The organism is Arthrobacter sp. Y3221157 (genome assembly GCF_059089865.1).
This window is the reverse complement of sequence record NZ_JBNHFD010000057.1, coordinates 1-24,722: the sequence shown is the minus strand read 5'-3', so window position 1 is coordinate 24,722 and position 24,722 is coordinate 1. Positions and strand designations below refer to the sequence as shown.

21 protein-coding genes, 1 rRNA gene and 1 pseudogene are annotated in these 24,722 nt (G+C 66.7%); 17 read left to right on the top strand and 6 right to left on the bottom strand.

What is annotated here, in order from left to right; all coding sequences use genetic code 11:
- The 11 genes from rrf to AC5RTT_RS13970 form a co-directional block, all read left to right on the top strand.
- A 5S ribosomal RNA gene (gene rrf, locus AC5RTT_RS14020) occupies positions 1-90 on the top strand; the annotation flags it as partial.
- 449 nt (positions 91-539) lie between these two features.
- Positions 540-2,525, top strand: a complete 1,986-nt coding sequence (locus AC5RTT_RS14015; RefSeq protein WP_494145706.1) for a hypothetical protein — start codon at positions 540-542, stop codon at positions 2,523-2,525.
- A 5-nt stretch (positions 2,526-2,530) separates the two neighbouring features.
- Complete coding sequence (locus AC5RTT_RS14010) at positions 2,531-3,520, top strand: HAD-IIA family hydrolase (protein ID WP_494145705.1); 990 nt, start codon at positions 2,531-2,533, stop codon at positions 3,518-3,520.
- A 9-nt stretch (positions 3,521-3,529) separates the two neighbouring features.
- Entirely contained in the window at positions 3,530-3,766 is a 237-nt protein-coding gene (locus AC5RTT_RS14005; RefSeq protein WP_494145704.1) for a hypothetical protein, read from the top strand.
- Positions 3,766-4,581, top strand: coding sequence for a TlyA family RNA methyltransferase (locus AC5RTT_RS14000; RefSeq protein WP_494145703.1), 816 nt, complete (start codon positions 3,766-3,768; stop codon positions 4,579-4,581). Before AC5RTT_RS14005 ends, AC5RTT_RS14000 begins: the two co-directional genes overlap by 1 nt.
- A gap of 13 nt (positions 4,582-4,594) precedes the next feature.
- Positions 4,595-5,620, top strand: a complete 1,026-nt coding sequence (locus AC5RTT_RS13995) for an NAD kinase (RefSeq protein ID WP_494145702.1) — start codon at positions 4,595-4,597, stop codon at positions 5,618-5,620.
- A 4-nt stretch (positions 5,621-5,624) separates the two neighbouring features.
- Positions 5,625-7,364, top strand: coding sequence for a DNA repair protein RecN (gene recN, locus AC5RTT_RS13990; RefSeq protein WP_494145701.1), 1,740 nt, complete (start codon positions 5,625-5,627; stop codon positions 7,362-7,364).
- A 125-nt stretch (positions 7,365-7,489) separates the two neighbouring features.
- Positions 7,490-9,268, top strand: coding sequence for a CTP synthase (gene pyrG, locus AC5RTT_RS13985; protein ID WP_494145700.1), 1,779 nt, complete (start codon positions 7,490-7,492; stop codon positions 9,266-9,268).
- 27 nt (positions 9,269-9,295) lie between these two features.
- Positions 9,296-9,955, top strand: a complete 660-nt coding sequence (locus tag AC5RTT_RS13980; protein WP_494145699.1) for an NUDIX domain-containing protein — start codon at positions 9,296-9,298, stop codon at positions 9,953-9,955.
- A complete protein-coding gene (xerD, locus tag AC5RTT_RS13975) occupies positions 9,955-10,977 on the top strand; it encodes a site-specific tyrosine recombinase XerD (protein ID WP_494145698.1) in 1,023 nt (340 codons plus the stop codon). Before AC5RTT_RS13980 ends, xerD begins: the two co-directional genes overlap by 1 nt.
- The gene (locus AC5RTT_RS13970) at positions 10,974-11,462 is read left to right on the top strand and encodes an 8-oxo-dGTP diphosphatase (protein ID WP_494145697.1); all 489 of its coding nucleotides are present in this window, start codon (positions 10,974-10,976) and stop codon (positions 11,460-11,462) included. The genes xerD and AC5RTT_RS13970 overlap by 4 nt, the downstream gene beginning before the upstream one ends.
- 66 nt (positions 11,463-11,528) lie before the next feature.
- On the opposite strand, the gene AC5RTT_RS13965 is transcribed toward AC5RTT_RS13970, so the two are convergent.
- The 4 genes from AC5RTT_RS13965 to AC5RTT_RS13950 are packed head-to-tail and all read right to left on the bottom strand — an operon-like array spanning position 11,529 to position 15,804.
- Positions 11,529-12,668, bottom strand: coding sequence for a bifunctional 2-methylcitrate synthase/citrate synthase (locus AC5RTT_RS13965; RefSeq protein ID WP_494145696.1), 1,140 nt, complete (start codon positions 12,666-12,668; stop codon positions 11,529-11,531).
- Between the two features lie 58 nt (positions 12,669-12,726).
- Positions 12,727-13,632, bottom strand: a complete 906-nt coding sequence (gene prpB / locus AC5RTT_RS13960; RefSeq protein ID WP_494145695.1) for a methylisocitrate lyase — start codon at positions 13,630-13,632, stop codon at positions 12,727-12,729.
- Positions 13,632-15,152, bottom strand: a complete 1,521-nt coding sequence (locus AC5RTT_RS13955; protein ID WP_494145694.1) for an MmgE/PrpD family protein — start codon at positions 15,150-15,152, stop codon at positions 13,632-13,634. Before AC5RTT_RS13955 ends, prpB begins: the two co-directional genes overlap by 1 nt.
- On the bottom strand, positions 15,145-15,804 hold the full coding sequence (locus AC5RTT_RS13950) for a GntR family transcriptional regulator (protein ID WP_494145693.1): 660 nt from the start codon (positions 15,802-15,804) through the stop codon (positions 15,145-15,147). The genes AC5RTT_RS13955 and AC5RTT_RS13950 overlap by 8 nt, the downstream gene beginning before the upstream one ends.
- Before the next feature lie 172 nt (positions 15,805-15,976).
- Between AC5RTT_RS13950 and AC5RTT_RS13945 the strand changes: the two genes are divergently transcribed.
- Positions 15,977-17,872 (top strand): AMP-binding protein, encoded by a 1,896-nt coding sequence (locus AC5RTT_RS13945; RefSeq protein ID WP_494145692.1) that lies wholly within the window; start codon positions 15,977-15,979, stop codon positions 17,870-17,872.
- A gap of 76 nt (positions 17,873-17,948) precedes the next feature.
- Here the strand turns inward: AC5RTT_RS13945 and AC5RTT_RS13940 are convergent, their stop codons facing one another.
- Together AC5RTT_RS13940 and AC5RTT_RS13935 are read right to left on the bottom strand one after the other, a co-directional pair.
- The gene (locus AC5RTT_RS13940) at positions 17,949-18,662 is read right to left on the bottom strand and encodes a response regulator (protein ID WP_494145691.1); all 714 of its coding nucleotides are present in this window, start codon (positions 18,660-18,662) and stop codon (positions 17,949-17,951) included.
- Positions 18,659-20,293 (bottom strand): sensor histidine kinase, encoded by a 1,635-nt coding sequence (locus AC5RTT_RS13935; RefSeq protein WP_494145690.1) that lies wholly within the window; start codon positions 20,291-20,293, stop codon positions 18,659-18,661. Before AC5RTT_RS13935 ends, AC5RTT_RS13940 begins: the two co-directional genes overlap by 4 nt.
- A 156-nt stretch (positions 20,294-20,449) precedes the next feature.
- On the opposite strand from AC5RTT_RS13935, the gene AC5RTT_RS13930 reads away from it, so the two are divergent.
- The 5 genes and pseudogenes from AC5RTT_RS13930 to AC5RTT_RS13910 all read left to right on the top strand — a co-directional run.
- Entirely contained in the window at positions 20,450-21,799 is a 1,350-nt protein-coding gene (locus AC5RTT_RS13930; protein WP_494145689.1) for a cation:dicarboxylate symporter family transporter, read from the top strand.
- A 227-nt stretch (positions 21,800-22,026) separates the two neighbouring features.
- Entirely contained in the window at positions 22,027-22,926 is a 900-nt protein-coding gene (locus tag AC5RTT_RS13925; RefSeq protein ID WP_133352394.1) for a ParA family protein, read from the top strand.
- 8 nt (positions 22,927-22,934) lie between these two features.
- The gene (locus AC5RTT_RS13920; RefSeq protein ID WP_494145688.1) at positions 22,935-23,747 is read left to right on the top strand and encodes a segregation and condensation protein A; all 813 of its coding nucleotides are present in this window, start codon (positions 22,935-22,937) and stop codon (positions 23,745-23,747) included.
- Between the two features lie 23 nt (positions 23,748-23,770).
- A complete protein-coding gene (gene scpB / locus AC5RTT_RS13915) occupies positions 23,771-24,403 on the top strand; it encodes an SMC-Scp complex subunit ScpB (protein WP_494145707.1) in 633 nt (210 codons plus the stop codon).
- Positions 24,404-24,509: 106 nt separating this feature from the next.
- Positions 24,510-24,722: pseudogene (locus tag AC5RTT_RS13910) on the top strand (pseudouridine synthase); the annotation flags it as partial.

Here is a 24,722-nt window from a genome sequence, read left to right as displayed (position 1 = left end):
CCCGGTCCCATTCCGAACCCGGAAGCTAAGACCCACAGCGCCGATGGTACTGCACCCGGGAGGGTGTGGGAGAGTAGGACACCGCCGGACAACACATTAGTAGGGCCCTGACAAACACTGTCAGGGCCCTACCACTTTAACCACCAACCCACGTCATGCACCGAGACCCAGGGCGGCCCCCACCGGATGCAGCCGCCCTCCCTAGGAACGACCGCCCACGCGTCCGGCCCGGGAGCGCCACAAGTGAGCGCGCGACGGCGAAGACACCACCACAAGTGGGAAAGCATCCAGGCAAACACCGCAGGAACTGAGAGAGCGTCGGCCCGGAAGGTGCCCGCCTGGGCGGCGGTTGGGTGTGAAGATTGCCACGATGCGCCACTTCCGGGCCGGACTGTCCCGGCGGTTTATAGGGCTCGCCTAGAATTGATGAAGATGTACGGACTTCGAAGCGCTTGATTTCGGGTTGCGTAGGAAACGAAACACGGATACGAGCGGCTGCAGTTGCGCCAGTGGTCGGCTCACAACAGGAGGAATCCATCATGGCCGAGCACAACGGCGGCAACCGCGGAAACGACCGCGGAGCCTTCCGGGGAAACAACAACTCCGGCGGCGATCCACGGGGGTTCCGATCCCGCGCTAACCGCGACAACAATGACCGGGGTGCGGCCGGCGGCGGCGAGCGGAAGCCCTTTGGCGATCGTGACCGGAAGCCTTTCACCGATCGTCCGCGCCGGGAAGGCGAGGACCGCCGCGGGTTTGGCGGCGGGGAGCGCAAGCCGTACGGTGACCGGGAGAACCGGCCTTACGGTGACCGTTCGCGCCGCGATGACGGTGACCGCCGCGGGTTTGGCGGCGGGGGAGAGCGCAAGCAGTACGGCGACCGGGACAACCGGCCTTACGGTGATCGTCCGCGCCGCGATGACGGTGATCGTCCGCGCCGCGATGACGGTGACCGGCCGCGCCGCGATGACGGTGACCGGCCGCGCCGCGATGACGGTGACCGGCCGCGCCGCGACGACGGCGACCGCCGTAGCTTCGGCAGTGGCGAGCGGAAGCCCTTCGGCGACCGCAAGTCCTTTGGCGATCGTGACCGGAAGCCCTTCGGCGACCGCAAGTCCTTTGGCGATCGTGACCGGAAGCCCTTCGGTGACCGGCCGCGCCGGGAAGGCGATGACCGCCGCGGGTTCGGCGGCGGGGGAGAGCGCAAGCAGTACGGGGACCGGGACAACCGGTCCTACGGAGACCGTCCGCGTCGCGACGACGCTGAGCGCCGCAGCTTCGGGGGCGGCGACAACCGCAGGCCTTTCGGTGACCGGCAGGATCGGCAGGACCGTGACTCCCGCAGTTTCGACCGTAGTGAGGCACCCCGCGGTGGTGCACCCCGAGGTGACTCCGGCCCCCGTGGATTTGGCCGCGACCGCCAGGAAGACCGTCCGGCACGCGTTCCCAACGCCCGGGACATCCGCAGCGCCAACCGCCCCGACCGCGAACGCTCTCCCGAAATTGATGAGGATGTCACGGGCAAAGAGCTGGACCGCGCCACCCAGCACCAGATCAAAACCCTTGAATCACGAAGCGCGGAGTGGGTTGCCCGCCACCTGGTCATGGCCGGCCGCCTGATTGATGACGAGCCGGAACTGGCGTTCCAGCACGCATTGGCGGCAAGCCGCCGCGGCGGCAGGCTTGCTGCAGTCCGTGAAGCCGTGGGCCTCACCGCCTACGCCGCCGGCCACTACGGCGAGGCGCTCCGGGAATTCCGCACCTACCGGCGCATCAGCGGTTCCAACGTTCACCTGCCGGTGATGGCCGACTGCGAGCGGGGACTGGGCCGGCCTGACCGGGCACTTGATGTGGCCCGCTCCGAGGAAGCCCAGGACCTGGACGCCCCCGGCAAGGTGGAACTGGCAATCGTGGCAGCAGGTGCCCGGAGGGACCTCGGCCAGCTGGACGCCGCCGTCGCCGAACTTGAAATCCCGCAGCTGGACATGAACCGGGCCTTCTCCTACAGCCCCCGGCTGTTCCGTGCCTACGCTGATGCCCTCGCCGCCGTCGGCCGCGAAGCCGAGGCGGACAAGTGGCAGAAACAGGCCGTTGTGGCCGAGAACGCGCTGGGCCAGGGAATCGACGAGGAGCCTGACATCATCGACCTCGGCTGGGACGAGGAGGAAGAAGCCCGCGAGGAAGCCGAGCGTCGCCGCAACCTGGAGCGCGCCTCCGTGGCCAGCCAGGCAGCCGCCGCTGCCGGTGCATCCGCCGCCGCCGGCCCGGAAGCAACCGCCGACGCCGGTCCCTCCGCCGCTGCCCACGCGGGCACCGCTGCGGGTACTGATGAGGTCGAGGCCGCCGGGGTCGGGGACACTGACATCGATGACCAGGAAGCGGACTACTTCATGTCCGACGATGCGGAGTCCGACGAAGACTCCGTGGAGCACGACGAACTGGACGGTTTCTCGGACAACGGCGACGCTGCGGACACCAGCGGCAACCAGGACACCGAAGACAACCAGGACAGCCGGGAAGACTGACACGAATGAGCGAAGTTCCCCTGATCACCCTGTTCGATGCGCTCCTGGCCGACCTGGATGGAGTGGTCTACGCGGGTCCCCACGCCATCCCCGGCGCGGTGGAGTCGCTGCAGCGGTTGTCCGGACTGGGAGTGGGGCTGGGCTACGTGACCAACAACGCGTCCCGCTCTCCGGCCCAGGTTGCGGCGCACCTGCGTGAACTGGGTGCTCCCGCGGAGGACAACCAGGTGGTTAGCTCGTCACAGGCTGCGGCCGAGCTACTGGCGTCGAGGCTGGCGCCAGGATCCCGGATCCTGATCACCGGAAGCCCGGCGCTGGCCCGCGAGATCGAACTGGTGGGCCTGGTCCCGGTTTACAGCCAGGACGAAAATCCCGTGGCAGTGGTCCAGGGCTTCAACCCGGACATCGGCTGGAAGGACCTGGCGGAAGCCACGTATGTGGTCAACGCAGGAGCGCTCTGGGTTGCCACGAACACGGACATGTCCATACCCCAGGCACGGGGAATCGCCCCCGGCAACGGAACGCTGGTGGCTGCGGTAGCCGCGGCAACCGGGCAGCAGCCGCTGGTGGCAGGAAAGCCGGAGGCGCCGCTCTTCCACTCGGCCGCCAAGAGGCTGGGCGCCGAGCGTCCGCTGGTGGTAGGCGACCGGCTGGACACTGACATCCTGGGCGGCAACAACGCGGGCTTCGCCACGGTGGCGGTGCTGACCGGCGTCGACACCCGGCAGACCATCCTGGCGGCACGCGCCGCCGAACGTCCGGACTACATCATCGAAACGCTGCCGGACCTGTACCGGCCCTACCCGGAGGTGACGCACGACGACGGCACCTACATGTGCGGGCGGGCTTCGGCCCGCGTGGCCAACGGCGCGGTGGGCATCATCGGCAGTCAGGACAGCCTCGATGCCTGGCGGGCGGCCTGCGCTGCGTGGTGGGCGGCGACCCCGGAAGCCACGGCTCCCAAGGCGCCAAAACTTGCCTGGCTGGATCATTAGACTGGTTGAATGACTGAGCTGACCGGACCCGACGCAGCAGCAGCCCAGCCTTTCCCGGACTGGCCGGACACAGCCGGCGCCGGCATCACGGATCGTGCCGCGGCGCGGGCCCTCGCCCGGCTGGCGGACCTGCCCCAGGCCCCCGTCGCAGAGCACGAAGCAGCCTACACCGCCCTGCATGACGAGCTCCTCGAAGCACTGAATGATGAGCACCCGGACGCCCGGGCCACGGACGGCGGAGCCTGATGCCCGTACGACTCGACCAGGCCCTGGTGGCCCGCGGCTTGGCCCGGTCCCGCACGCACGCCGCCGTCCTGATCGCCGAAGGCAAGGTCACGTCCGCCGGCAAAGTCCTGGCAAAAGCGTCCCTGCAGGTCGACGACGACAGGGACATCGCCGTCGAACACGACGAACAGGACACCTACGCCAGCCGCGCCGGGCACAAACTGGCCGGTGCCCTGGACGCCTTTCCGGAGGTCACCGTACAAGGCAAGCGCTGCCTGGACGCCGGTGCCTCCACGGGCGGTTTCACTGACGTCCTGCTGCGGCGGGGCGCGGCCGCCGTGGTGGCGGTCGACGTTGGGCACGGCCAGCTGGTGCCGCACCTCCGCAACGATCCGCGGGTCACCGTCCACGAGGGCATGAACGTCCGGTACATCGAACCGGCGGACATCGGCGGACCCGCTGCCCTGACCGTCGCGGACCTGTCCTTCATCTCGCTCACCCTGGTGGTCCAGCCCCTGGCGCAGTGCACCGAACCCGGCGGCGACCTGGTGCTTATGGTCAAGCCGCAGTTCGAGATCGGCAAGGACCGGCTGGGCCGCACAGGCGTGGTCACCTCCGGGCGCGAACGACGGCTGGCGGTGGAGAAAGTGGCGCTGGCGGCGCTCGACGCCGGTCTGGACCTGTGCGGTCTGGCGGCCAGTCCACTGCCCGGCCAGGACGGAAACGTCGAGTACTTCCTGTGGATAAGACGCAGGATCGGGACAGACTTGCCTAAGATCGAAGAGCGCGGGGCAGCAGTTGCTGCCTTGCTCGGACGTATCTGGCCGAACCACTAGAGAGCGGAACCTGATGAGCAGGCGAGTACTGGTCCTTGCCCACACCGGCCGCGAGGAATCACTGAAGGCTGCCTGGGAGGCCTGCGCCCTGCTGCACGCCTCCGGGATTGTGCCGGTGATGCAGGAGTCCGAACTGGGGGACATGGAACGGTTCTTCGGGCACCTCGCCCAGCCCGTGGAGGTCCTCCACGACCACGTCCAGCTGCCGGACGTCGAACTGGTGATGGTCCTTGGCGGCGACGGCACCATCCTGCGCGCCGCCGAGCTGGTCCGCGAGGTGGACGTGCCCCTGCTGGGCGTCAACCTCGGCCATGTGGGCTTCCTGGCGGAAAGCGAACGGGCGGACCTTGCCCAGACCGTCGACTGGATCGCCAGCCGCGAGTACACGGTGGAAGAACGGATGACCATCGACGTGCAGGTCTGGGTCCGCGGCCAAAAGATCTGGCACACCTGGGCCCTGAACGAGGCCGCCATCGAGAAAGCCAACCGTGAACGCATGCTGGAGGTGGTCACTGAAGTGGACGAACGTCCGCTGACGTCCTTCGGCTCGGATGGCATCGTGCTCGCCACCCCCACCGGCTCCACTGCCTACGCCTTTTCAGCGGGCGGCCCCGTGGTCTGGCCGGAGGTGGAGGCCCTGGTGATCGTCCCCATCAGCGCCCACGCCCTCTTCGCCAAGCCCCTCGTCGTCTCCCCCCGCTCGAAGCTTGCGGTGGAGGTCCTGGGCCGCACCGACGCTGTGGGGGTCCTCTGGTGCGACGGCCGGCGCTCGGTGGACCTCCCGCCCGGCTCGCGCGTGGAAGTCACCAAATCGGCCACCCCCGTCCGGCTGGCACGGACGCACCAGACGCCGTTCTCCGCCCGGCTGGTCCGGAAGTTCGAGCTGCCCATCCACGGCTGGCGCGGCCCGGTCCCCAAGGCCGAGGCCATCCACACCGGGCCCATCCCGATCGTCCGGACGCCGCGGCCCATGCCGCCCCTCCAGGTGCCGGAACACGGCCGGCCCGATGCTGATCCCGATCCGTCGACCGCAAAGTGAAACGATGCTTGAAGAACTGAGAATCCGCGATCTCGGCGTCATCACCGACGCAACCCTCCCGTTGGGCCCGGGCCTGAGCGTGGTGACCGGTGAAACCGGTGCCGGCAAGACCATGGTGGTGACCGCCGTCGGCCTGCTGCTCGGCGCCCGCTCGGACGCCGGCGCAGTCCGGAGCGGGGCGAAGAGCGCCACGGCGGAAGCTGTGCTGAAGCTCGACGCCGGCCACCCGGCTGTGGCCCGCGCCCTGGATGCGGGCGCGGAAGCGGAAGAGTTCGACGGCGGAGCCGAGCTGATCCTGGCACGGCGCCTGGGTGCTGATGGGCGCAGCCGTGCGTTCCTGGGTGGCCGCGCCGCCCCCGTGGGGGTCCTGGCCGAGATCGGTGAAACCCTTGTGGTGGTGCATGGCCAGTCGGACCAGATCCGGCTGAAAGGGGCCGCCGCCCAGCGCGGTGCCCTGGACAAGTTCGCGGGGGAAGCCCTGGCCGGGCCGCTGGCCGCCTACCAGGACCTCTACAACCGCTGGAAAGCCAGCCAGTCCGAGCTGGACACGCTGCGCAGCGCCGCCCGCGACCGGCTGCGCGAGGCCGAATCGCTGCAGACAGCCCTGGCAGAAATCGACGAGGTGGATCCGCAGCCGGGGGAGGACGAGCTGCTGAAGGCCGAGGCGGTCAAGCTGGCTAACGTGGAAGAGCTGCGCATCGCCGCGAGCACGGCCCATCAGGCACTGATCGCCGAGGACTTCGGCGAGGAAAGCGACGCCACCACCCTGGTGGACACCGCCAAGCGGACCCTGGAACATGTGGCCGAACACGACGCCGAACTGGGCTCGGCTGCCGCCCGCCTTGCCGAAGTGGGCTTCCTGCTCAACGACATCGCCACGGAACTGGCCAGCTACCAGGCCGGGCTGGACTCCGAGGGCCCCGAACGGCTGGCGGAAATCGAGGACCGGCGTGCCTCGCTGGCCAAGCTGGTCCGGAAATACGCGCCCACCATCGACGAGGTGCTGGAGTGGGCGGAGAAGGCCCGGGTCCGGTTCGACGAGCTGCAGGACGATTCATCAAGGATCGAGGCACTGGACGCGGAAGTGGTCCGGGCAGGGGCCGAGCTGAAGAAGCAGGCGGCGGCCATCAGCAAGATCAGGGCCAAGGCAGCCAAGGATCTTTCGGCCCGCGTCAGCGCAGAGCTGAAGGCACTGGCCATGGCTGACGCAACCCTGGTGGTCACCTTGGAGCCGGCCGCCCAGCTTGGCCCGCATGGGGCGGACGAGATCGGCTTCCTGTTGCAGCCGCATTCCGGTGCGCTGGCCCGGCCGCTCGGCAAGGGCGCGTCCGGCGGTGAACTGTCCCGCGTCATGCTCGCCATCGAGGTGGTGCTGGCCGCGGTCGATCCGGTGCCGACGTTTGTCTTCGACGAGGTGGACGCCGGCGTGGGCGGACGCGCCGCCGTCGAGATCGGCCGCCGGCTGGCCATGCTCGCCCGGCACGTGCAGGTCCTCGTGGTGACCCACCTGCCCCAGGTCGCAGCCTTCGCGGACCAGCACATCACCGTCACCAAGACCTCCGTCCGGGGTGCCGACGGCGGAACGGCCACCGGGTTCACGTCCAGTGATGTGCGCCTCCTTGACGGCCCCGAAAGGGTCCGTGAGCTGGCCCGCATGCTGGCCGGGCAGGAGGACTCGGAATCCGCTCAGGCGCACGCGCAGGAACTGCTGGATGACGCCAAACTCCTGCCACAGCGGGCCTGACGGCGCCGGCGCGCCGGAACCCAGCCGCCTCCCGCCGGTCCACAACCCTTGATCCGCGGGCGGCCGGCCCTGCAGACTAGGAGGTTTGGGGGACAGTTCCACCCGACCCGTGGAAGGCTCAATTGATGATAGGCTCGAATTCCGTGGTGCAGCGATCAAATTCCCGTGTAAATTCCCGGTTCCCGGGCTCATCCAAGACGACCAAACACATCTTCGTCACCGGTGGTGTGGCGTCCTCGCTCGGCAAGGGACTGACGGCTTCGAGCCTCGGCCACCTGCTGCGGGCACGCGGCCTGTCTGTAACTATGCAGAAGCTCGATCCCTACTTGAATGTGGATCCGGGCACGATGAACCCCTTCCAGCACGGTGAAGTCTTCGTCACGGACGACGGCGCAGAGACCGACCTGGACATCGGGCACTACGAACGCTTCCTCGACGAGAACCTTGAAGGTTCCGCGAACGTGACCACCGGCCAGATCTACTCCACGGTCATCGCCAAGGAACGCCGCGGCGAATACCTCGGCGACACCGTCCAGGTCATCCCGCACATCACGGACGAGATCAAGCGCCGCATGCGCCTGCCGGCCGAGGGCAAGAACGCCCCGGACGTCATCATCACCGAAATCGGCGGCACCGTTGGCGATATCGAATCCCAGCCGTTCCTAGAATCCGCCCGCCAGGTGCGCCAGGACATCGGCCGCACCAACGTGTTCTTCCTCCACGTGTCGCTGGTTCCCTACATCGGGCCGTCGCAGGAACTGAAGACGAAGCCCACCCAGCACTCCGTCGCCGCACTGCGCTCCATCGGCATCCAGCCCGAGGCCATCGTGATCCGCTCGGACCGCGAAGTGCCCGAGGCGATGCGCGAGAAGATCGGCCGCATGTGCGACGTCGACATCGACGCCGTGGTCAACGCCGCTGACGCCCCCAGCATCTACGACATCCCCAAGACCCTGCACACCCAGGGCCTGGACTCCTACATCGTGCGCGCCCTGGACCTGCCGTTCAAGGACGTGGACTGGACCAGCTGGGACAAGCTGCTCGAAGCCGTGCACAACCCCAAGCACCACGTCGAGGTCGCCCTCGTGGGCAAGTACATCGACCTTCCGGACGCCTACCTTTCGGTGACCGAGGCCCTGCGCGCCGGCGGCTTCGCCAACGACACCAAGGTGAAGATCCGCTGGGTTCCGTCCGACGAATGTGAAACGCGTGAAGGTGCCATCAAGGCGCTCGACGGCGTCAACGCCATTTGCGTCCCCGGCGGCTTCGGCATCCGCGGGCTTGAAGGCAAGCTCGGTGCGCTGAAGTTCGCCCGCGAAACCAAGCTGCCCGTCCTTGGCCTCTGCCTCGGACTGCAGTGCATGGTGATCGAATACGCCCGCAACGTGGTGGGGCTGGAAGGCGCCTCCTCCAGCGAGTTCGAACCTGACTCCAAGTACCCGGTGATCGCGACCATGGAAGAGCAGCTCGAGTATGTCGAGGGCCGCGGCGACCTGGGCGGCACCATGCGCCTGGGCCTCTACGAAGCCAAACTCGACGAAGGCTCGGTCATCGCCGGAACGTACGGCAAGACCACCGTCAGCGAGCGGCACCGCCACCGCTACGAGGTCAACAACAAGTACCGTGACCAGATCGCGGACAAGGGCCTGGTGTTCTCCGGAACCTCCCCGGACGGAAAGCTGGTGGAGTTCGTGGAGCTGCCCGCCGACGTCCACCCGTACTACGTGGCCACCCAGGCGCACCCGGAGCTGAGCTCGCGCCCCACCCGTCCGCATCCGCTGTTCGCCGGACTGGTCAAGGCCGCCCTGGACCACCAGGGCACCGGCACCGAGTCGGACCCTGCCGACACGGCTGCTGCCGGTGCTTCGGAAGCCCGTGCGTCCGGTACGGTAGCCGCTAAGTAGTTCCCACAACAGAAAAAGGACGGCGCGATGCCCGGTACACCTGAAGCCACCCATGTAGTGCAGGTTTCGGATGCACCGAGTCCGCGCCGTCTTTTGTCCACGGAAAAGGTCTACGAAGGCCGGATCTGGGACGTGGTCAGCGATACGTTCCAGCTGCAGGAGTCCGGCGAAGCCCTCACCCGCGACTACATCGACCACCCGGGCGCCGTGGCCGTCCTGCCCATGAACGACGACGGCGAGGTCCTGCTGCTCAGGCAGTACCGGCACCCCGTGGGGATGGACCTCTGGGAGATCCCGGCCGGCCTGTTGGACATCCAGGGTGAGGACTTCCTGGTGGGCGCGGCCCGCGAGCTGGCTGAGGAGGCGGACCTCGCCGCCAGCACCTGGAACGTCCTTGCGGACGTCTTCAATTCTCCCGGGTCCTCCAGCGAGGCCATCCGCATCTACCTGGCCCGCGGACTGACGTTCGTTCCCCATCACGAACGCCACGAGCGGACGGATGAGGAAGCCGAGATCGAATTCCACTGGATCAAGCTGGACGACGCCGTGGCATCCGTCCTGGCCGGCCGGCTCCACAACCCGTCCGCCGTCGTCGGGATCCTGGCGGCTGCGGCAGCGCGGGCTGACGGTTACGCAGGCCTGCGTCCCGCTGACGCCCCGTGGCCGGAACACCCCAGCCAGCGGTAATGGCCCCCAACCCCTCCGTCGACGCTGCTCCTGCGGCCGGATCCGCCCCGGTACAGGATGTTCCCCCGGCTGCGACGCCCGCCGTACCGTCTGCGATCAGCCGCGGCATCACGGACTATCTCCAGCACATGGGCGTGGAGCGCGGCCTGGCAGCCAACACCCTTGCTGCCTACCGTCGCGACCTTGCCCGTTACGCCCGCTTCCTGGAATCCGCCGGTTGCCGGGCGCCGGAGGACATCACCCGCCAGCACGTGACCGGCTATGTCCGTGCGCTCTCGGACGGCTCTGACGGCGGTTCGGCACTGGGTGTCAGGTCAGCCGCACGGACGGTGGTGGCGGTCCGGGGGCTGCACAAGTTCTGGGCGCTGGAAGGCTACACACCCGCCGATCCCGCGAGCGACGTCCATCCGCCCATGGCAGGCAAGCGGCTGCCCAAGGCCATCAGCGTGGATGAGGTTACCCGGATCCTGGAGTCAGCCGGGACGGACACGGCCACCGGGCTGCGGGACCGCGCACTGCTGGAGTTCCTGTATTCCACCGGCGCCCGCATCAGCGAGGCCGTTGGCCTGGACGTTGACGATATCTCCCTTGCCGAGGCCGAAGCGGGGCCGGCTATTGTGCGGCTCTTTGGCAAGGGATCCAAAGAGCGGCTTGTGCCGCTGGGTTCGTACGGAGCCAGGGCGCTGGACGCCTACCTTGTGCGCGGCCGCCCGCTGCTGGCCGCGAAGGGGAAGGGCACGCCCGCACTGTTCCTGAACGCCCGCGGCGGCAGGATCAGCCGCCAGAGTGCGTGGACCATCCTGAAGGCCGCGGCCGACAAAGCCAACATCACCAAGGACGTCTCGCCCCACACCCTGCGCCACTCTTTCGCCACTCACCTGCTCGAGGGCGGGGCGGATGTCCGTGTGGTGCAGGAACTCCTGGGCCATGCCTCGGTGACCACCACGCAGGTCTACACGCTGGTCACGGCGGACACCCTGCGCGAGATCTATGCCGCCGCGCACCCCCGGGCACTCGGATGAGCCCGCAAGGTGCAGCCGTGACGCTGTGCTTCCTCCTTCGGGACACGCCGGAGGGCACGGAGGTGCTGCTCGGAATGAAGCGAACCGGCTTCGGCAAGGGGAAGATCGTTGGGATCGGTGGGCACGTGGAGCCGGGGGAGAGCGACCGGGAAGCGGTCATCCGCGAGGTGTTCGAGGAAACGGGCGTTTCGGTGCAGCCGGAGCACCTTGTTGATGCCGGGGCAGTCCGCTTCGTTTTTCCGGCGCGTCCGGAGTGGAACATGGAAACCAGCCTCTTCACGGCCTGGACCTGGCAGGGCGAACCTGCTGAAAGCGACGAGATCGTCCCGGAGTGGTTCCCCACGGGCAGGCTACCGGCGGACCGGATGTGGCAGGATGCCGACCATTGGCTCCCGGTGGTTTTAGAAGGCGGCCAGGTGAACGTGGTGGTCACCATGCATACAGACAATGAGTCGGTTGCCTCGTCCGAAAGCCTGCTTCCTTAGCTCTGGATAAAGACGGCAGGCCGCCCGCCCAGGGACAGCCCGCCGTCGTACCTCCCGGAACAGCAGCTACGCCAGGTGCCGCTCCTCGGGGCCGACGTACTCGCTGAGCGGCCGGATCAGGGAGTTCGAGTCCAGCTGCTCCATGATGTGCGCCGTCCAGCCCGTGATGCGGCTGGCGACAAACAGAGGCGTGAAGGTGGCGGTGTCGAACCCCATCAGGTGGTAGGTGGGCCCGGCCGGGTAATCCAGGTTGGGCTTGATGGCCTTGGCCTCGTCCATGGCCGTCTCGAGGCCCTGATAAAGCCCCAGGAGTTCCGGCCGGCCGTAGTGGGCAATCATCTTGTCCAGGGCCGCCTTCATGGTGGGAACACGGGAATCGCCGTGCTTGTAGACCCGGTGCCCGAACCCCATGACTTTCTTCTTCTGTGCCAGCGCGTTCTCCATCCAACCCTTCGCCCGGGCCGCTGCTTCCTCCAACGACTCCTCCGGCCTGATCCCGATCTCGTCGAAGGTGTGCATGACGGCTTCATTGGCTCCTCCGTGGAGCGGTCCCTTCAGCGCGCCGATGGCACCGGTAACCGCCGAATGCAGGTCGGAGAGGGTGGAGGTGATCACCCGCGCGGTGAAGGTGGAGGCGTTGAAGGAATGCTCCGCGTAGAGGATCATCGAGACGTTGAACGCCTCGACGACCTCCGGCACCTGCTCCTCGCCGAAGGCCATCCAGAGGAAGTTGGCGGAGTATCCCAGGTCTTCGCGGGGTTCCACCAGGCTTTGCCCGTGCCGGCGGCGCTGGTCGTACGCAACCACGGCGGGCATCGCGGCGAACAGGTCCACGGCCTTGGCCATGTTTGCCTCGCGCGAGGAGTCTTCCGCCAACGGGTGCCGCGCCCCCATCACGGAAGCCGCGGTGCGGCAGACGTCCATGGGGTGGGAACTGGTGGGCAGGGCATCGACCACCTGCTTCACCACCGGGTCAAGCGCCCGCCCGGCCCGTTCCCGTGCAGTGAATTCCGCCAGCTGGTCCGGCGTCGGCAGTTCGCCGTTCCAGAGCAGGTACGCCACTTCCTCGAAGCTGCAGCGGGCGGCGAGCTCCTGGACCGGGTAGCCGCGGTACAGCAGCGAGTTGGTGTCCGGGTTGACCTTTGAGACGGACGTGTAATCGACTACGACGCCGGCGAGACCCTTTTTGATGTCCTGTTCAGCCATGCTGAAACTCCCTTGTTCCTGTCGCCTTTCGGATGCCGGCTGCAGCCGGCGGTATGGTTTAGTGCTTTCCGGGGACCTGGAAATTGAACACCCCGGTATCGAAGCGGTTGTAGGCCTCGTAATCCACCAGGTCATACAACCGCGCACGGGTGAGCATGCTGCCCACCTGTGCCTCCTGCGTTCCCTCAGCCTTAATCGAGTCCAGCGTACGCTCAGCAGCACCCATGGCACTACGGAGCAGTGTGACCGGATAAATCACCATGTTCACGCCCACCTCCGCCAGCTGCTCAACCGTGAAAAGGGCGCTTTTTCCGAACTCTGTCATGTTGGCCAGGATGGGCACGTCCACGGCGTCCCGGATGGCCTGGAACTCTTCCAGCGAGGCCATCGCTTCCGGGAAGACGGCATCCGCCCCGGCGTCCACCAGCGCCTTCGCCCGGTCCTGGGCTGCAGCCAGGCCATCCGTGGCGCGGATGTCCGTGCGTGCCATGATCAGGAAGTTGGGGTCCCGGCGCGCGTCCGCCGCAGCCCGGATACGCTTGGTGGCCGTCTCCAGGTCCACCACGTTCTTGCCGTCCAGGTGGCCGCAGCGCTTCGGGTTGAACTGGTCCTCGATATGCAGCCCGGCGAGGCCTGCGTTCTCGATCTCCTGGACAGTGCGGGCCACGTTCATCGGCTCGCCGAAACCGGTGTCCGCGTCCACGATGGCGGGCAGGTCGGTCATGCGGGCAATCTGGCCGGCGCGGGTGGCTACTTCGGTGAGCGTGGTCAGGCCGATGTCCGGCAGGCCAAGATCATTGGCCAGCACGGCGCCGGAGATGTACACGCCGGCGAATCCCTTTTCCTCGATGAGCCGGGCCGAGAGCGGGTTGAACGCGCCGGGGAACTGCTGGATGGTTCCCGAGGCCAGGAGCTCCCGGAAACGGATCCGTTTCTGCTCGGGCGTGGTCTTCGAGTACAGCATCAGAACAGTCCCTTGGGGGCGGCGCCGAGGTCGATGACGCCGGGGGCTGCGGTGATGTTCAGCTGGTCCAGCTCACCGGCGTCGAGTTCGGGCAGCCGTTCGACGGCGGCGAGGAACCTTTCGATTTCGGCCTCCTCCACCAGGCCGGCGGCCAGGGTGCGGAACTTGTTGATGTACTCGGCGCGTGCGAAGGGCCGGGCGCCCAGCGGGTGGGCATCGGCCACAGCTATCTCGTCCGTGATCACGGTGCCGTCGGTGAGGACAATCTCCACCGAGCCGCCGAAGGCTTTTTCGTTGATGTCCAGGGAGTGGTAGCGGCGCGTCCACTCGGGATCCTCCTCGGTGCTGACTTTCTGCCACAGGTCCACGGTGTCCGGCCTGCCGGCGCGTTCGGGGGAGTAGGAATCCACGTGGTGCCAGGCCCCGTCCTGCAGCGCGACGGTGAAGATGTACGGGATGGAGTGGTCCAGCGTTTCCCGGCTGGCCGTGGGATCGTACTTCTGCGGATCGTTCGCGCCGGAACCGATCACGTAGTGCGTGTGGTGGCTGGTCTTGATCAGGATGGACTTCACGTTGGCCGGATCCGTGGCTTCGGGGTGTTCCCGGTTCAGTTTCCGGGCGAGGTCGATCCAGGCTTGGGCCTGGTACTCGGCTGAGTGTTCCTTGGTGTAGGTGTCCAGGATGGCGCGCTTGGCTTCACCCGCCTCGGGCAGGGGGACCAGGTAGGAGGCATCCGGGCCGTCGAGCAGCCAGGCGATGACACCGTCTTCACCCTCGTAAATGGGAACGGGAGAGGTTTGGCCGCGCATGGCACGGTCTGCCGCCTCCACAGCCATCTTCCCTGCAAACGCGGGGGCGTGGGCCTTCCAGGTGGAGATTTCGCCCTTGCGGGACTGCCGGGTTGCGGTGGTGGTGTGCAGGGCCTGGCCCACGGACTGGAAAATGGTTTCGACGTCGAGCCCCAGCAGTGTGCCGATGCCGGCGGCCGCTGAGGGGCCAAGGTGGGCGACGTGGTCGATCTTGTGCTTGTGCAGGCAGATGGCCTTCACCAGGTTCACCTGGATCTCGTACCCGGTGGCGATGCCCCGTACCAGGTCCCGTCCGCTGGCGCCGGTATGTTGGGCAACAGCCAGGATGGGCGGGATGTTGTCGCCGGGGTGGGAGTAGTCAGCTGCCAGGAATGTGTCGTGGTAGTCCAGTTCGCGCACCGCAACCCCGTTCGCCCACGCCGCCCATTCGGGTGAAACGCGCTCGCCGATGCCGAAGACCTTGGCGCCCTGGCCGCCGGTGCTGGGACCGTGGGCCAGTGCCTGGGCACGGGCGGAAACAATCGGGGCACGGTTCAAGGATGCGATAGCCACCGAGGCATTATCGATGACCCGGTTGATCACCATGTCGGTGACGTCCGCAGTGACTTCGACCGGATCGGTGGCCACCTTGGCAATCCTGTAGGCGAGCTGCTCCTCGCGGGGCAGGTTTTCCTCGCTCTTGTAAACGCGGACGTGGTGTTCCTTAACCATGGTGCTCCTTGTCATGCGGTGTGTGCGTGTTCTTGACGTGTGAAAGGCTGCGGTGCAGGTGGAGGGTGGTGGCTGCTTCGGCGAGCCGCGGATTGCGGGCAGCAATGGCTTCCGCGATGGCCGCATGCTCGGCTGCGGCGGCAGTGAGGCGCCGGGCGTCGTCCACAGCGAGCCTGCGGACGCGGACCAGGTGGACCCGCAGGCCGCGCATGGCCTGGACCAGGTAGGAGTTGGACACGGCGGCATCAATGGCGGCATCGAGGCGTCCGGCGAGGTCGTAGTAGGCATGCCGGCCCGGGTCGCTGCTGTCAATGAGGGCCGGAGCTTCGAGGAGCTCCTTGTGCAGCTGGAGGAAGACAGCAGCATCACCGCGTTCGGCGGCCAGGGCCGCGGCCTTGCACTCCAGAGTTTCGCGGAGCTCGAAGAGTTCGTCGATGTCATCGAGCGAAACATCAGTGACGACGACGCCGCGGCTGCCCGCCGTCGTCGTCAGTCCTTCCGCTGTCAGCCGGCTCAGCGCCTCCCGCAGTGGAGTGCGTGAGACACCAAGGCGTTCGGACTGCTCCACCTCCCCCAGGACAGTGCCCGGCAGGAGGCGCCATTCCGTAATGTCGTCGCGCAAAGCCTTGTAAGCCCTGTCGCTGGCACGCATAATTGCCTCCTCCGTGTTGACCCCTCCAGTGTATACAAAGCTTGCCAAAATGCCAGCAATATTTTCCCAGAATCCTCAAGCGGTGCAATTTCTGTATACAAAACTCTTGTTTCCCCTTCGCGTCCCGGGCTAGCATGGCGTCAACACAACGTCGTGGACGGGATGCACTTTCATGGTCACCAGCAGCTATCGGGACAGTTACGAACAGAGCCTCAGAAAGCCTGAGGAGTTTTGGCTCAGCGCCGCCGCGGGGATTTCCTGGTCCACGGCGCCCCGGCGCGCCCTGGACTCAGCCAGGGCCCCGCTTTACCGCTGGTTTCCGGATGGTGTCCTCAATACCTCCTACAACGCACTGGACCGCCACGTGGAGGCGGGCCGGGGAGACCAGGATGCGCTCATTTACGATTCCGCCATGCTCGGCACCTGCCAGCGGTTCAGCTACGCGGAACTCACCGGGCTTGTAGCACGCTTTGCCGGTGCCCTCCGCAGCCGCGGGGTGGGCAAGGGTGACCGGGTGGTGATCTACATGCCGATGATCCCCGAGGCCGCCATCGCCATGCTGGCCACTGCCCGCCTGGGGGCAGTCCATTCAGTCGTATTCGGCGGGTTCGCGCCCAAAGAGCTCGCGGCACGCATCAGGGACGCCGCTCCCGCCCTGGTGGTTACTGCCTCCGGCGGAATCGAACCGTCGCGCAGGATCGAGTACCTTCACGCCGTCGCTGAAGCCCTCACCCTCGCCGAGGTGCCGGATCTCCCCGTCATTGTTGCGGCGCGGGAGGGCTTCTCCGCGACGGCAGCAGACCACGGGTGGCTCGACTGGGCTTCCGAAATGGCCGCCGCGGAACCGGCCGCGCCTGTAGGCGTCAAAGCCACGGACCCGCTGTACATCCTCTACACCTCAGGCACCACCGGAACGCCCAAGGGAGTGGTGCGGGACAACGGTGGACACGCCGTCGCACTGACCTGGACCTTGAGGAACATTTACGACGTCGGCCCGGGGGACGTCATGTGGACGGCCTCGGATGTCGGCTGGGTTGTAGGGCACTCCTACATCGTCTACGGTCCGCTGCTGGCCGGCGCTACGAGCATCCTCTATGAGGGCAAACCTGTCGGAACGCCTGACGCAGGCGCCTTTTGGCGTGTCATCCAGGACCACCGCGTCAACGTCCTGTTCACAGCGCCCACGGCCCTGCGTGCCATCCGGAAGGCCGATCCGCAGGCAGCACTGTTGCGGCACTACGACACCTCCAGTTTGCGCACCCTTTTCACTGCAGGGGAGCGGCTCGACACGGACACGTTCCACTGGGCCTCGCGGGAGATGGGTGTCCCGGTGGTAGACCATTGGTGGCAGACGGAAACGGGCTGGGCCATCTGCGCCAACCCACGCGGGCTGGAAAAGCTGCCCATCAAGGCGGGGTCGCCCAGCGTTCCCATGCCCGGATTCAAGCTGAGGATAGTGGACGGGCTGGGGGAGGACGTGGAGCCCGGAACGGAGGGCAACATCGTTCTCGGGCTGCCGTTGCCGCCGGGAACCCTGGCCACGCTGTGGGGCGATGACGAACGCTACGTCTCTTCCTACCTGCAGGCCTTTGAGGGCTGCTATGCCACGGGTGACTCCGGGTACCGGGACGGGGACGGCTACGTGTTCGTCATGGGGCGCACTGACGACATCATCAACGTCGCGGGCCACCGGCTGTCCACCGGTGCCATGGAGCAGGTCATCGGGCAGCATCCGGCAGTGGCTGAATGCGCGGTGATCGGCCTGGCTGATCCGCTCAAGGGCCAGCGCCCCAGCGGCTATGTGGTGCTGAAATCCGGGGCTGAGATCCCGGAAGACGTGCTGGCCCGGGAGCTGGTGGCCCTGGTCCGCAGGGATATTGGAGCAGTTGCGGATTTCAAGCATGTGACCGTGGTGGACGCCCTTCCCAAGACCCGTTCGGGCAAGATCCTCCGCAAGACCATGCGCCAGATTGCCGACGGCGAGGACTACACCGTCCCGTCCACCATCGAGGATGCCGGGGTGATCGAGCAGCTCATGGGCGCCCTCCGCCCCGATGCCGGTGGATGAGCCAGCCGGTTGATGACTGGCCAGGGGATGAGGCCGCCGGGGCCACTATGGAGTCAGCGTGCCAGTGCCGTAAGGGTCAGCGCCCGCTCCAGCGGTACTCGTTTTCCGGCCTGCCGGGCGTTCCATAGCGGGCGGTCCGGGAAACCGTGCCGGCATCGGACAGGTACTCCAGGTAGCGGCGGGCCGTGACCCGGGACATACCCAGGGCGTCCATGACTTCGGTGGCGGACACAGCGTCGCGCTGCTGCCTCAGGAACTCCTGCACGGACTCCAGCGTGGAAACGGACAGTCCCTTCGGCAGGGGCAGTTCCGACGGCGCCCGCAGGCTGGCAAAGGCCTGGTCCACCTCGCTTTGGGATGCCGCGGATTTCCTGGACCCCGAGCCGGGGCCTGCCAGCTGTTGCCGGAACTGCCGGTAGCTCTCCAGCTTGTCAGCAAAGGTGGCGAACGTGAACGGCTTGATCAGGTACTGCACCACGCCGATGGCCACGGCGCTGCGCACGATGGCCAGCTCCCTGACCGCGGTGATCGCGATGATGTCGGCAAGAATGCCGGCGGAACGCATCCTTCTGGCGATGTCCAGGCCGTGGAGGTCCGGCAGGTTCATGTCCAGCAGGACCAGTTCCACGGGCATGCCTGCCGCCGACAGTTCGCTCAGCAGCCGCAGCGCGGATTGCCCGTCCGGAGCGGTTCCGGCGAGCTCGAAGCCAGGCAACCTCCCGACATACGCCGCATGCGCGGCGGAGGCAATCGCCTCGTCCTCGACCACGAGGACCCGGATGTCGCTCACGGGTTGTGCTCCTTCCCTGGGGATAGCGCCGCGGGCAGGAACACTTCGAATTTGGCACCGCGCCGTCCGTTGATGGTCAGCGTACCTCCCCGCCGCTGCACAGCCTGGCGGACGAGGGCGAGCCCAATGCCGCGGCCGCCGGGTCCCGCCGGTTTGGTGCTGTAGCCGTGCCGGAAGATGTTCCCGGCCGCTGCGGCCTCAAGGGGTGCCCCCGTGTCGTGCACGGCGATGTCCAGTCCTTCCTCATCGGACTCCACCGTGAGCTCCACCCGTCGGGGTGGTGCCCCTTCGGCGGCGGCATCGATGGCGTTGTCCAAAAGGTTTCCCAAGATGGTCACCAGATCCTCCACGGCTATGCCTGCCGCTGTTCCGGACCCAAGGGTGGCCACATCCAGCTGGACGCCCCGCTCATGGGCTTCGGCCACCTTGCCCATGACCAGGGCGCTGAGGACCGGCTCGCCCACGGAGCCCACCATCTCGTCCGTCAATTGCTGGCTGAGTTCCAGGTCCCTGGTGGCGAAGTCCAGGGCCTCCCGGGTGCGGCCAAGCTCCAGGAGCGAGACCATCGTGTGCAGCCGGTTCGCGTGTTCGTGCGTCTGCGCCCGCAGCGCGTCCGAAAGAGTCCGCATGGTTTCCAGTTCGTTGCCCAAGGACTCGATCTCCGTCCTGTCGCGGAGCGTGGCCACAGTGCCGTACACAGGGTTCCTTCCGTGCCGGTCAGGTGTCTCCGGGCCTATTGCCGGACCCTGGTTGACCACCAGCACGCGCGAGCCCGTGAGGACAATCTCGTCCTTGGTGGTGCGGCCGGACTCGAACAGGTCCCGAAGGCCCTCGTCGAGGGGAAGGCCGGCCAGTGCCGGCGTGCGGGTAGGGTCCTTGCTGCCGGCCTCGTCCAGGCCCAGGAGTTCGGCGGCCTGGTCGTTGTACATCACCACCCTGCCTTTGGTGTCGATCAGGATGAGTCCTTCGCGGACCGAGTGCAGCACGGACTCGTAGTAGGCGAACAGCTGGGCCAGTTGCTCCGGCCCCCAGCCGCGGGTGACCCTGCGGAGGTACCGGCCAAGCAGCCAGGCGGCCCAGGACCCGCCCACCAGCAGTGCCAGCCCTATGGCCAGAAGGGCAGGCAGGCGCGCTGCGAAGGCAATGTCCACGGTGCCCACCGTGACGCCGGCGGCTACCAGCGCCCTGACCCTGCCGGCTTCATCCTTCACCGGGACGATCGTCCGCACTGACGGTCCCAGGGTTCCGGCCGTGACCTCGGTGAGTTCCCCGCCCTGCAATGCGGCATCGATGGAGCCGATGTACGGCCGCCCCAGTTCCTCGGGCCGCGGGTGGGTCCACCGGGTGCGGTCGGTCGCCATGATGGTGATGAAGTCGACGTCGGCCGCGGCCATGACGTCCATGGCATACGGCTGCAGCAGGGCTGACGGATCCGGTGACGCAGCGGCTTCGAGCACCAGGGGGCTGGCGGCAATTGAATTGGCAATGCCCGCCATCCGCAGACCGGCCTCGACGTACGTCCGGTCGCGGGCGTCGACGTAGGTGGCGGACCCCACGATGGCGATGAACACCACCACGATGAGGAGGTTCGCCACAAAAAGCCGCCGGGCGATGCTCCAGCGCTGGATCATGTCTACCTCCGGCCAAGTTGGTGTTCCGCGACCAATATGAACGCAACGGTGAGCTGGGTCACGGCGTGGCCAATGATGGATGTCACACCGCAAGGACGCGTAGAGCCCAGAGACTGTGCCGCAGCGTCTATCAGATTATCCATAAGGAGACACATCATGGCTTCTCAACGAGGAGAGTCGCTCGACACCGTGAAGTCGCGGCGCAAGGGCATCGACAAATCGCACTACCTCTACATCGCCGTCATCGCCGCCGTGATCCTTGGCGCCGTCGTCGGCCTGATGTTCCCCGAGGTGGGCAAGTCGCTCAAGCCCCTGGGCGACGGCTTCATCAAGCTCATCAAGATGATGATCGCTCCGGTGATCTTCTGCACCATCGTCCTGGGCATCGGCTCCATCGCCAAGGCGGCAACCGTGGGCAAGGTAGGCGGCCTGGCGCTGGGCTACTTCGTCGCGATGTCGACGTTCGCACTGGGCATCGGTTTGGTAGTGGGCAACCTGATCCACCCGGGCGAGGGTTTGAAGCTTGCCCCCTACGACCCTAATAAGAAGGCGGAAGTCGACAGCACCGTCGCCTTCCTGCTCAACATCATCCCGGGTGACATCCCGGTCCTTCCAACCCTCTTCGCTGCCATCCTCGTAGGGTTCGCCCTCCAGAAGATGGGCCCGCAGGGCGCCCCGATCCTCAAGGCCATCGGTCACGGGCAGGTACTGGTGTTCCGCATCCTGATCATGATCATGTGGCTCGCCCCCGTGGGCGCCTTCGGTGCCATTGCCGCCGTCGTGGGAGCCACCGGCTTCCAGGCCATCGTCAGCATGTTTACCCTGATGGCCGCCTTCTACATCACCTGCGCACTGTTCATCGTGATCATCCTGGGCGGACTGCTCAAAGTGGTCACCGGCGTCAACATCTTCAAGCTCATGAAGTACCTGGGCCGGGAATACCTGCTCATCTTCTCCACGTCCTCTTCCGAAGCAGCCCTGCCCCGCCTGATCGCCAAGATGGAACACCTGGGCGTCTCCAAGCCGGTTGTCGGCGTGACTGTTCCCACCGGCTACTCCTTCAACCTGGACGGCACGGCAATCTACCTGACCATGGCATCGCTCTTCGTCGCCAACGCCATGGGAACGCCCCTGGACCTGGGTGCGCAGATCTCCCTGCTGGTCTTCATGATCATCGCCTCCAAGGGCGCCGCCGGCGTCACCGGCGCCGGACTGGCAACCCTTGCGGCCGGCCTGCAGGCCCACAAGCCCGAACTGCTCGGCGGCGTCGGCATGATCGTGGGCATCGACCGCTTCATGTCCGAAGCCCGGGCACTGACCAACTTCACCGGCAACGCCGTGGCCACCATCCTGATCGGCACCTGGGTCAAGGAGATCGACGGCAGCCAGGTTGACAGCGTCCTCTCCGGCCAGGAGCCCTTCGACGAAGCAACGATGCTGGCCCACCACCACGGTGATCCGGCTCCGGAGCAGGCCGAGGCCCGCCCGGTTCCGGTCAACGCCTGACCCCGGCCCGCCAACCTGAAAACGCCTCCGCAGCCAACGCTGCGGGGGCGTTTTTCTGTACCCGGACGGGCAACCTTCGACCTCTACTAGAGGGTCAGGCTCACCATTCGCGGAAAGTCAAGTTCCGTGGAATACCGTGTCGGCCCCTGTAGCCTTGGGGAGAAGAAGGAACGGCGCTGGCCATCCAGCGGCAGGACATCCCCGTCATCGAAAGTGTGGACAGATACGTGAGCAGCGAACAGGGTTCAGCAACTCTGGAAGGCACCGCATTCGACCTGGACAACGCGGTGATGGGCCCCACGGGGCGCCCATACCGCGAGTTCCCGGAACCCGCGCCGCTTTCCTCCCACGGTCCGGCCCGCGTCATCGCCATGGTGAACCAAAAGGGCGGCGTCGGAAAGACCACCTCAACCATCAACCTGGCTGCAGCACTGGCAGAATACGGGCGCCGTGTCCTCCTGGTCGACTTCGACCCCCAGGGCGCGCTGTCCGCCGGCCTGGGCGTCAATCCGCACGAGCTTGACCTCACTGTCTACAACGTCCTGATGGACCGCAAGGTGGACATCCGCCAGGCGATCCACCAGACGGGCGTGGACAACGTGGACCTGCTGCCTGCCAACATCGACCTCTCCGCCGCGGAAGTCCAGCTGGTCAACGAGGTTGCCCGCGAGCAGGTGCTGGACCGGGCGCTGAAGAAGGTCGAGGACGATTACGACGTCGTCCTCATCGACTGCCAGCCGTCCCTTGGCCTCCTGACCGTCAACGCCCTCACCGCGGCACACGGGGTCATCATTCCGCTGATTTGCGAGTTCTTCGCCCTGCGCGCAGTGGCCCTGCTGGTGGAAACCATCGATAAAGTCCAGGACCGGCTCAACCCCCGCCTGCAGGTGGACGGGGTCCTCGCCACCATGTATGACGCCCGCACCCTGCACAGCCGCGAGGTCATCACCCGGCTGGTGGAGGCCTTCGGGGACAAAGTCTTTGAAACCGTGATCAAGCGGTCCATCAAGTTTGCCGACGCCACCGTCGCCGCGGAACCCATCACCAGCTACGCCGCCACCCATGTGGGCGCGGACGCGTACCGCCGGCTCGCCAAGGAACTGATCTCGCGCGGCGGAGCGCCGTAGCCATAACCGTGGCCGACTCCAAGCCCGGCTTCGAGGTGCGGCTGGCCAATTTCACGGGTCCTTTCGACCTCCTGCTGGGCCTCATCGCCAAGCATCAGCTGGATATCACCGAGGTGGCGCTCGCCACGGTGACCGACGAATTCATCAGGTACATCCGCAAGCTGCAGGAACTCGGCGAGGAATGGGCCCTCGACGAGGCCAGCGAATTCCTCGTGATCGCGGCAACGCTGCTGGACCTCAAGGCCGCCCGGCTGCTGCCCGCTGGGGAGGTGGAGGATGACGAGGACATTGCGCTGCTCGAAGCCCGCGACCTGCTCTTTGCCAGGCTCCTCCAGTACAAGGCCTTCAAGCACGTGGCAGGCCTGCTGGGCGAGACCCTCCATCAGGAGGGGCAGCGCTTCCCCCGGCAGGTGGCGCTGGAGGAACACTTCGCGCGGATGCTGCCCGAACTGGTGTGGAAACACACCCCGGAACAGTTCGCCGCCCTGGCTGCGGCGGCCCTCCGGCCCAAAGCCCCACAACCCACCGAAGTGGGGACCGCCCACCTGCACGGCAGCCAGGTCAGCGTCAAAGAGCAGGCGGAGATCCTGGGACTGCGTCTGCAGCAGGACTCGCCGCAGACCTTCCGGGCGCTGATTTCCGACGCCGACTCCACCCTGGTGGTGGTGGCCCGCTTCCTGGCGCTCCTGGAGCTCTACCGGGACAAGGCGGTCTCCTTCGACCAGCTTTCACCCCTGGCCGACCTGGCCGTCCACTGGGCCGCCGGGCTGGGGGACTGGTCAGCCGAAAACCTGGGCGAGGAATACGAGGTGCAAGCGTGAACGAGCAGCTGCCGGACGGCTCAATGCCCGGACAGTCGGCCCATGACCTGCCCGGCGGGGCCAAGGCTGCACTGGAGGCAGTACTGATGGTCCTCGACCAGCCGGCCACCGAGGAGGAACTGGCCGCCGGGCTCGACCTGACGGTCGACGACGTCAAAACCCTGCTGGCAGAACTGGCGCTCGAGTATAACGGCTATACTGGTAAGGCCCCGGATACGGAAACGGCCAGCACGCCTGGTTTTGGTTCCAGCCCCCGGGGTTTTGAATTGCGGAACATCGCCGGTGGCTGGCGCATCTACTCGCGGGCAGAATTTGCTGACATCGTCGGCAAATATGTGCTCGAAGGGCGGACTGCCAGACTCACCCAGGCGGCATTGGAAACACTCGCGGTCATTGCCTACCGCCAGCCGGTTTCCCGGGCACGGGTGTCTGCGATTCGCGGCGTCAACGTTGACTCTGTTGTACGGACACTGGCCCAGCGCGGGCTGATCGAGGACGCGGGAACGGATCCCGAGTCCGGAGCAATCCTTTACCGGACCACCTCCTACTTTTTGGAGCGTCTGGGAATCAGCTCAGTGGCGGACCTGCCGCAGCTGTCCCCGCATCTGCCGGGGCTGGAAGGCATCGCGGAGTTCTACGACGCTGAAAGAATGTAGGCCGCGGCCTGCACAGGAATTATTTATCAGGGCAGAGTAAATCTGCAGGGCTGGCTAGGGTTGTTGTTGGACACCCTTGACAGCCAGGAACATTGAAGGACGGGTCATGACACAGGCGGGACGCCAGGGTTCACCACGCAGCGGTTCGGGACGCAATCTCCCACAACGCAATACCTCCGGAGGCAGCGCCGGCGGCGGCTCACGGGGAGGGGCAGCAAAGCGCGCCACAGGATTCGGCGGCGAACGCCCGCACCGGGCACCCAAGCCGCGCGAGGAACGTTTCGTCGATCCCGATGAAGCCGGCGCCCGGCAGGGGCGC

Coding starts and splice junctions, on each gene's coding strand:
- AC5RTT_RS13935 (WP_494145690.1), bottom strand. CDS start 20,293: ATGATCCAGCGCTGGAGCATCGCCCGGCGGCTTTTTGTGGCGAACCTC.
- AC5RTT_RS13945 (WP_494145692.1), top strand. CDS start 15,977: ATGGTCACCAGCAGCTATCGGGACAGTTACGAACAGAGCCTCAGAAAG.
- AC5RTT_RS13995 (WP_494145702.1), top strand. CDS start 4,595: ATGAGCAGGCGAGTACTGGTCCTTGCCCACACCGGCCGCGAGGAATCA.
- scpB (WP_494145707.1), top strand. CDS start 23,771: ATGCCCGGACAGTCGGCCCATGACCTGCCCGGCGGGGCCAAGGCTGCA.
- AC5RTT_RS14010 (WP_494145705.1), top strand. CDS start 2,531: ATGAGCGAAGTTCCCCTGATCACCCTGTTCGATGCGCTCCTGGCCGAC.
- AC5RTT_RS14015 (WP_494145706.1), top strand. CDS start 540: ATGGCCGAGCACAACGGCGGCAACCGCGGAAACGACCGCGGAGCCTTC.
- xerD (WP_494145698.1), top strand. CDS start 9,955: ATGGCCCCCAACCCCTCCGTCGACGCTGCTCCTGCGGCCGGATCCGCC.
- AC5RTT_RS13980 (WP_494145699.1), top strand. CDS start 9,296: ATGCCCGGTACACCTGAAGCCACCCATGTAGTGCAGGTTTCGGATGCA.
- AC5RTT_RS13950 (WP_494145693.1), bottom strand. CDS start 15,804: ATGCGTGCCAGCGACAGGGCTTACAAGGCTTTGCGCGACGACATTACG.
- AC5RTT_RS13965 (WP_494145696.1), bottom strand. CDS start 12,668: ATGGCTGAACAGGACATCAAAAAGGGTCTCGCCGGCGTCGTAGTCGAT.
- AC5RTT_RS13930 (WP_494145689.1), top strand. CDS start 20,450: ATGGCTTCTCAACGAGGAGAGTCGCTCGACACCGTGAAGTCGCGGCGC.
- AC5RTT_RS13955 (WP_494145694.1), bottom strand. CDS start 15,152: ATGGTTAAGGAACACCACGTCCGCGTTTACAAGAGCGAGGAAAACCTG.
- pyrG (WP_494145700.1), top strand. CDS start 7,490: ATGATAGGCTCGAATTCCGTGGTGCAGCGATCAAATTCCCGTGTAAAT.
- recN (WP_494145701.1), top strand. CDS start 5,625: ATGCTTGAAGAACTGAGAATCCGCGATCTCGGCGTCATCACCGACGCA.
- AC5RTT_RS14005 (WP_494145704.1), top strand. CDS start 3,530: ATGACTGAGCTGACCGGACCCGACGCAGCAGCAGCCCAGCCTTTCCCG.
- prpB (WP_494145695.1), bottom strand. CDS start 13,632: ATGCTGTACTCGAAGACCACGCCCGAGCAGAAACGGATCCGTTTCCGG.
- AC5RTT_RS14000 (WP_494145703.1), top strand. CDS start 3,766: ATGCCCGTACGACTCGACCAGGCCCTGGTGGCCCGCGGCTTGGCCCGG.
- AC5RTT_RS13970 (WP_494145697.1), top strand. CDS start 10,974: ATGAGCCCGCAAGGTGCAGCCGTGACGCTGTGCTTCCTCCTTCGGGAC.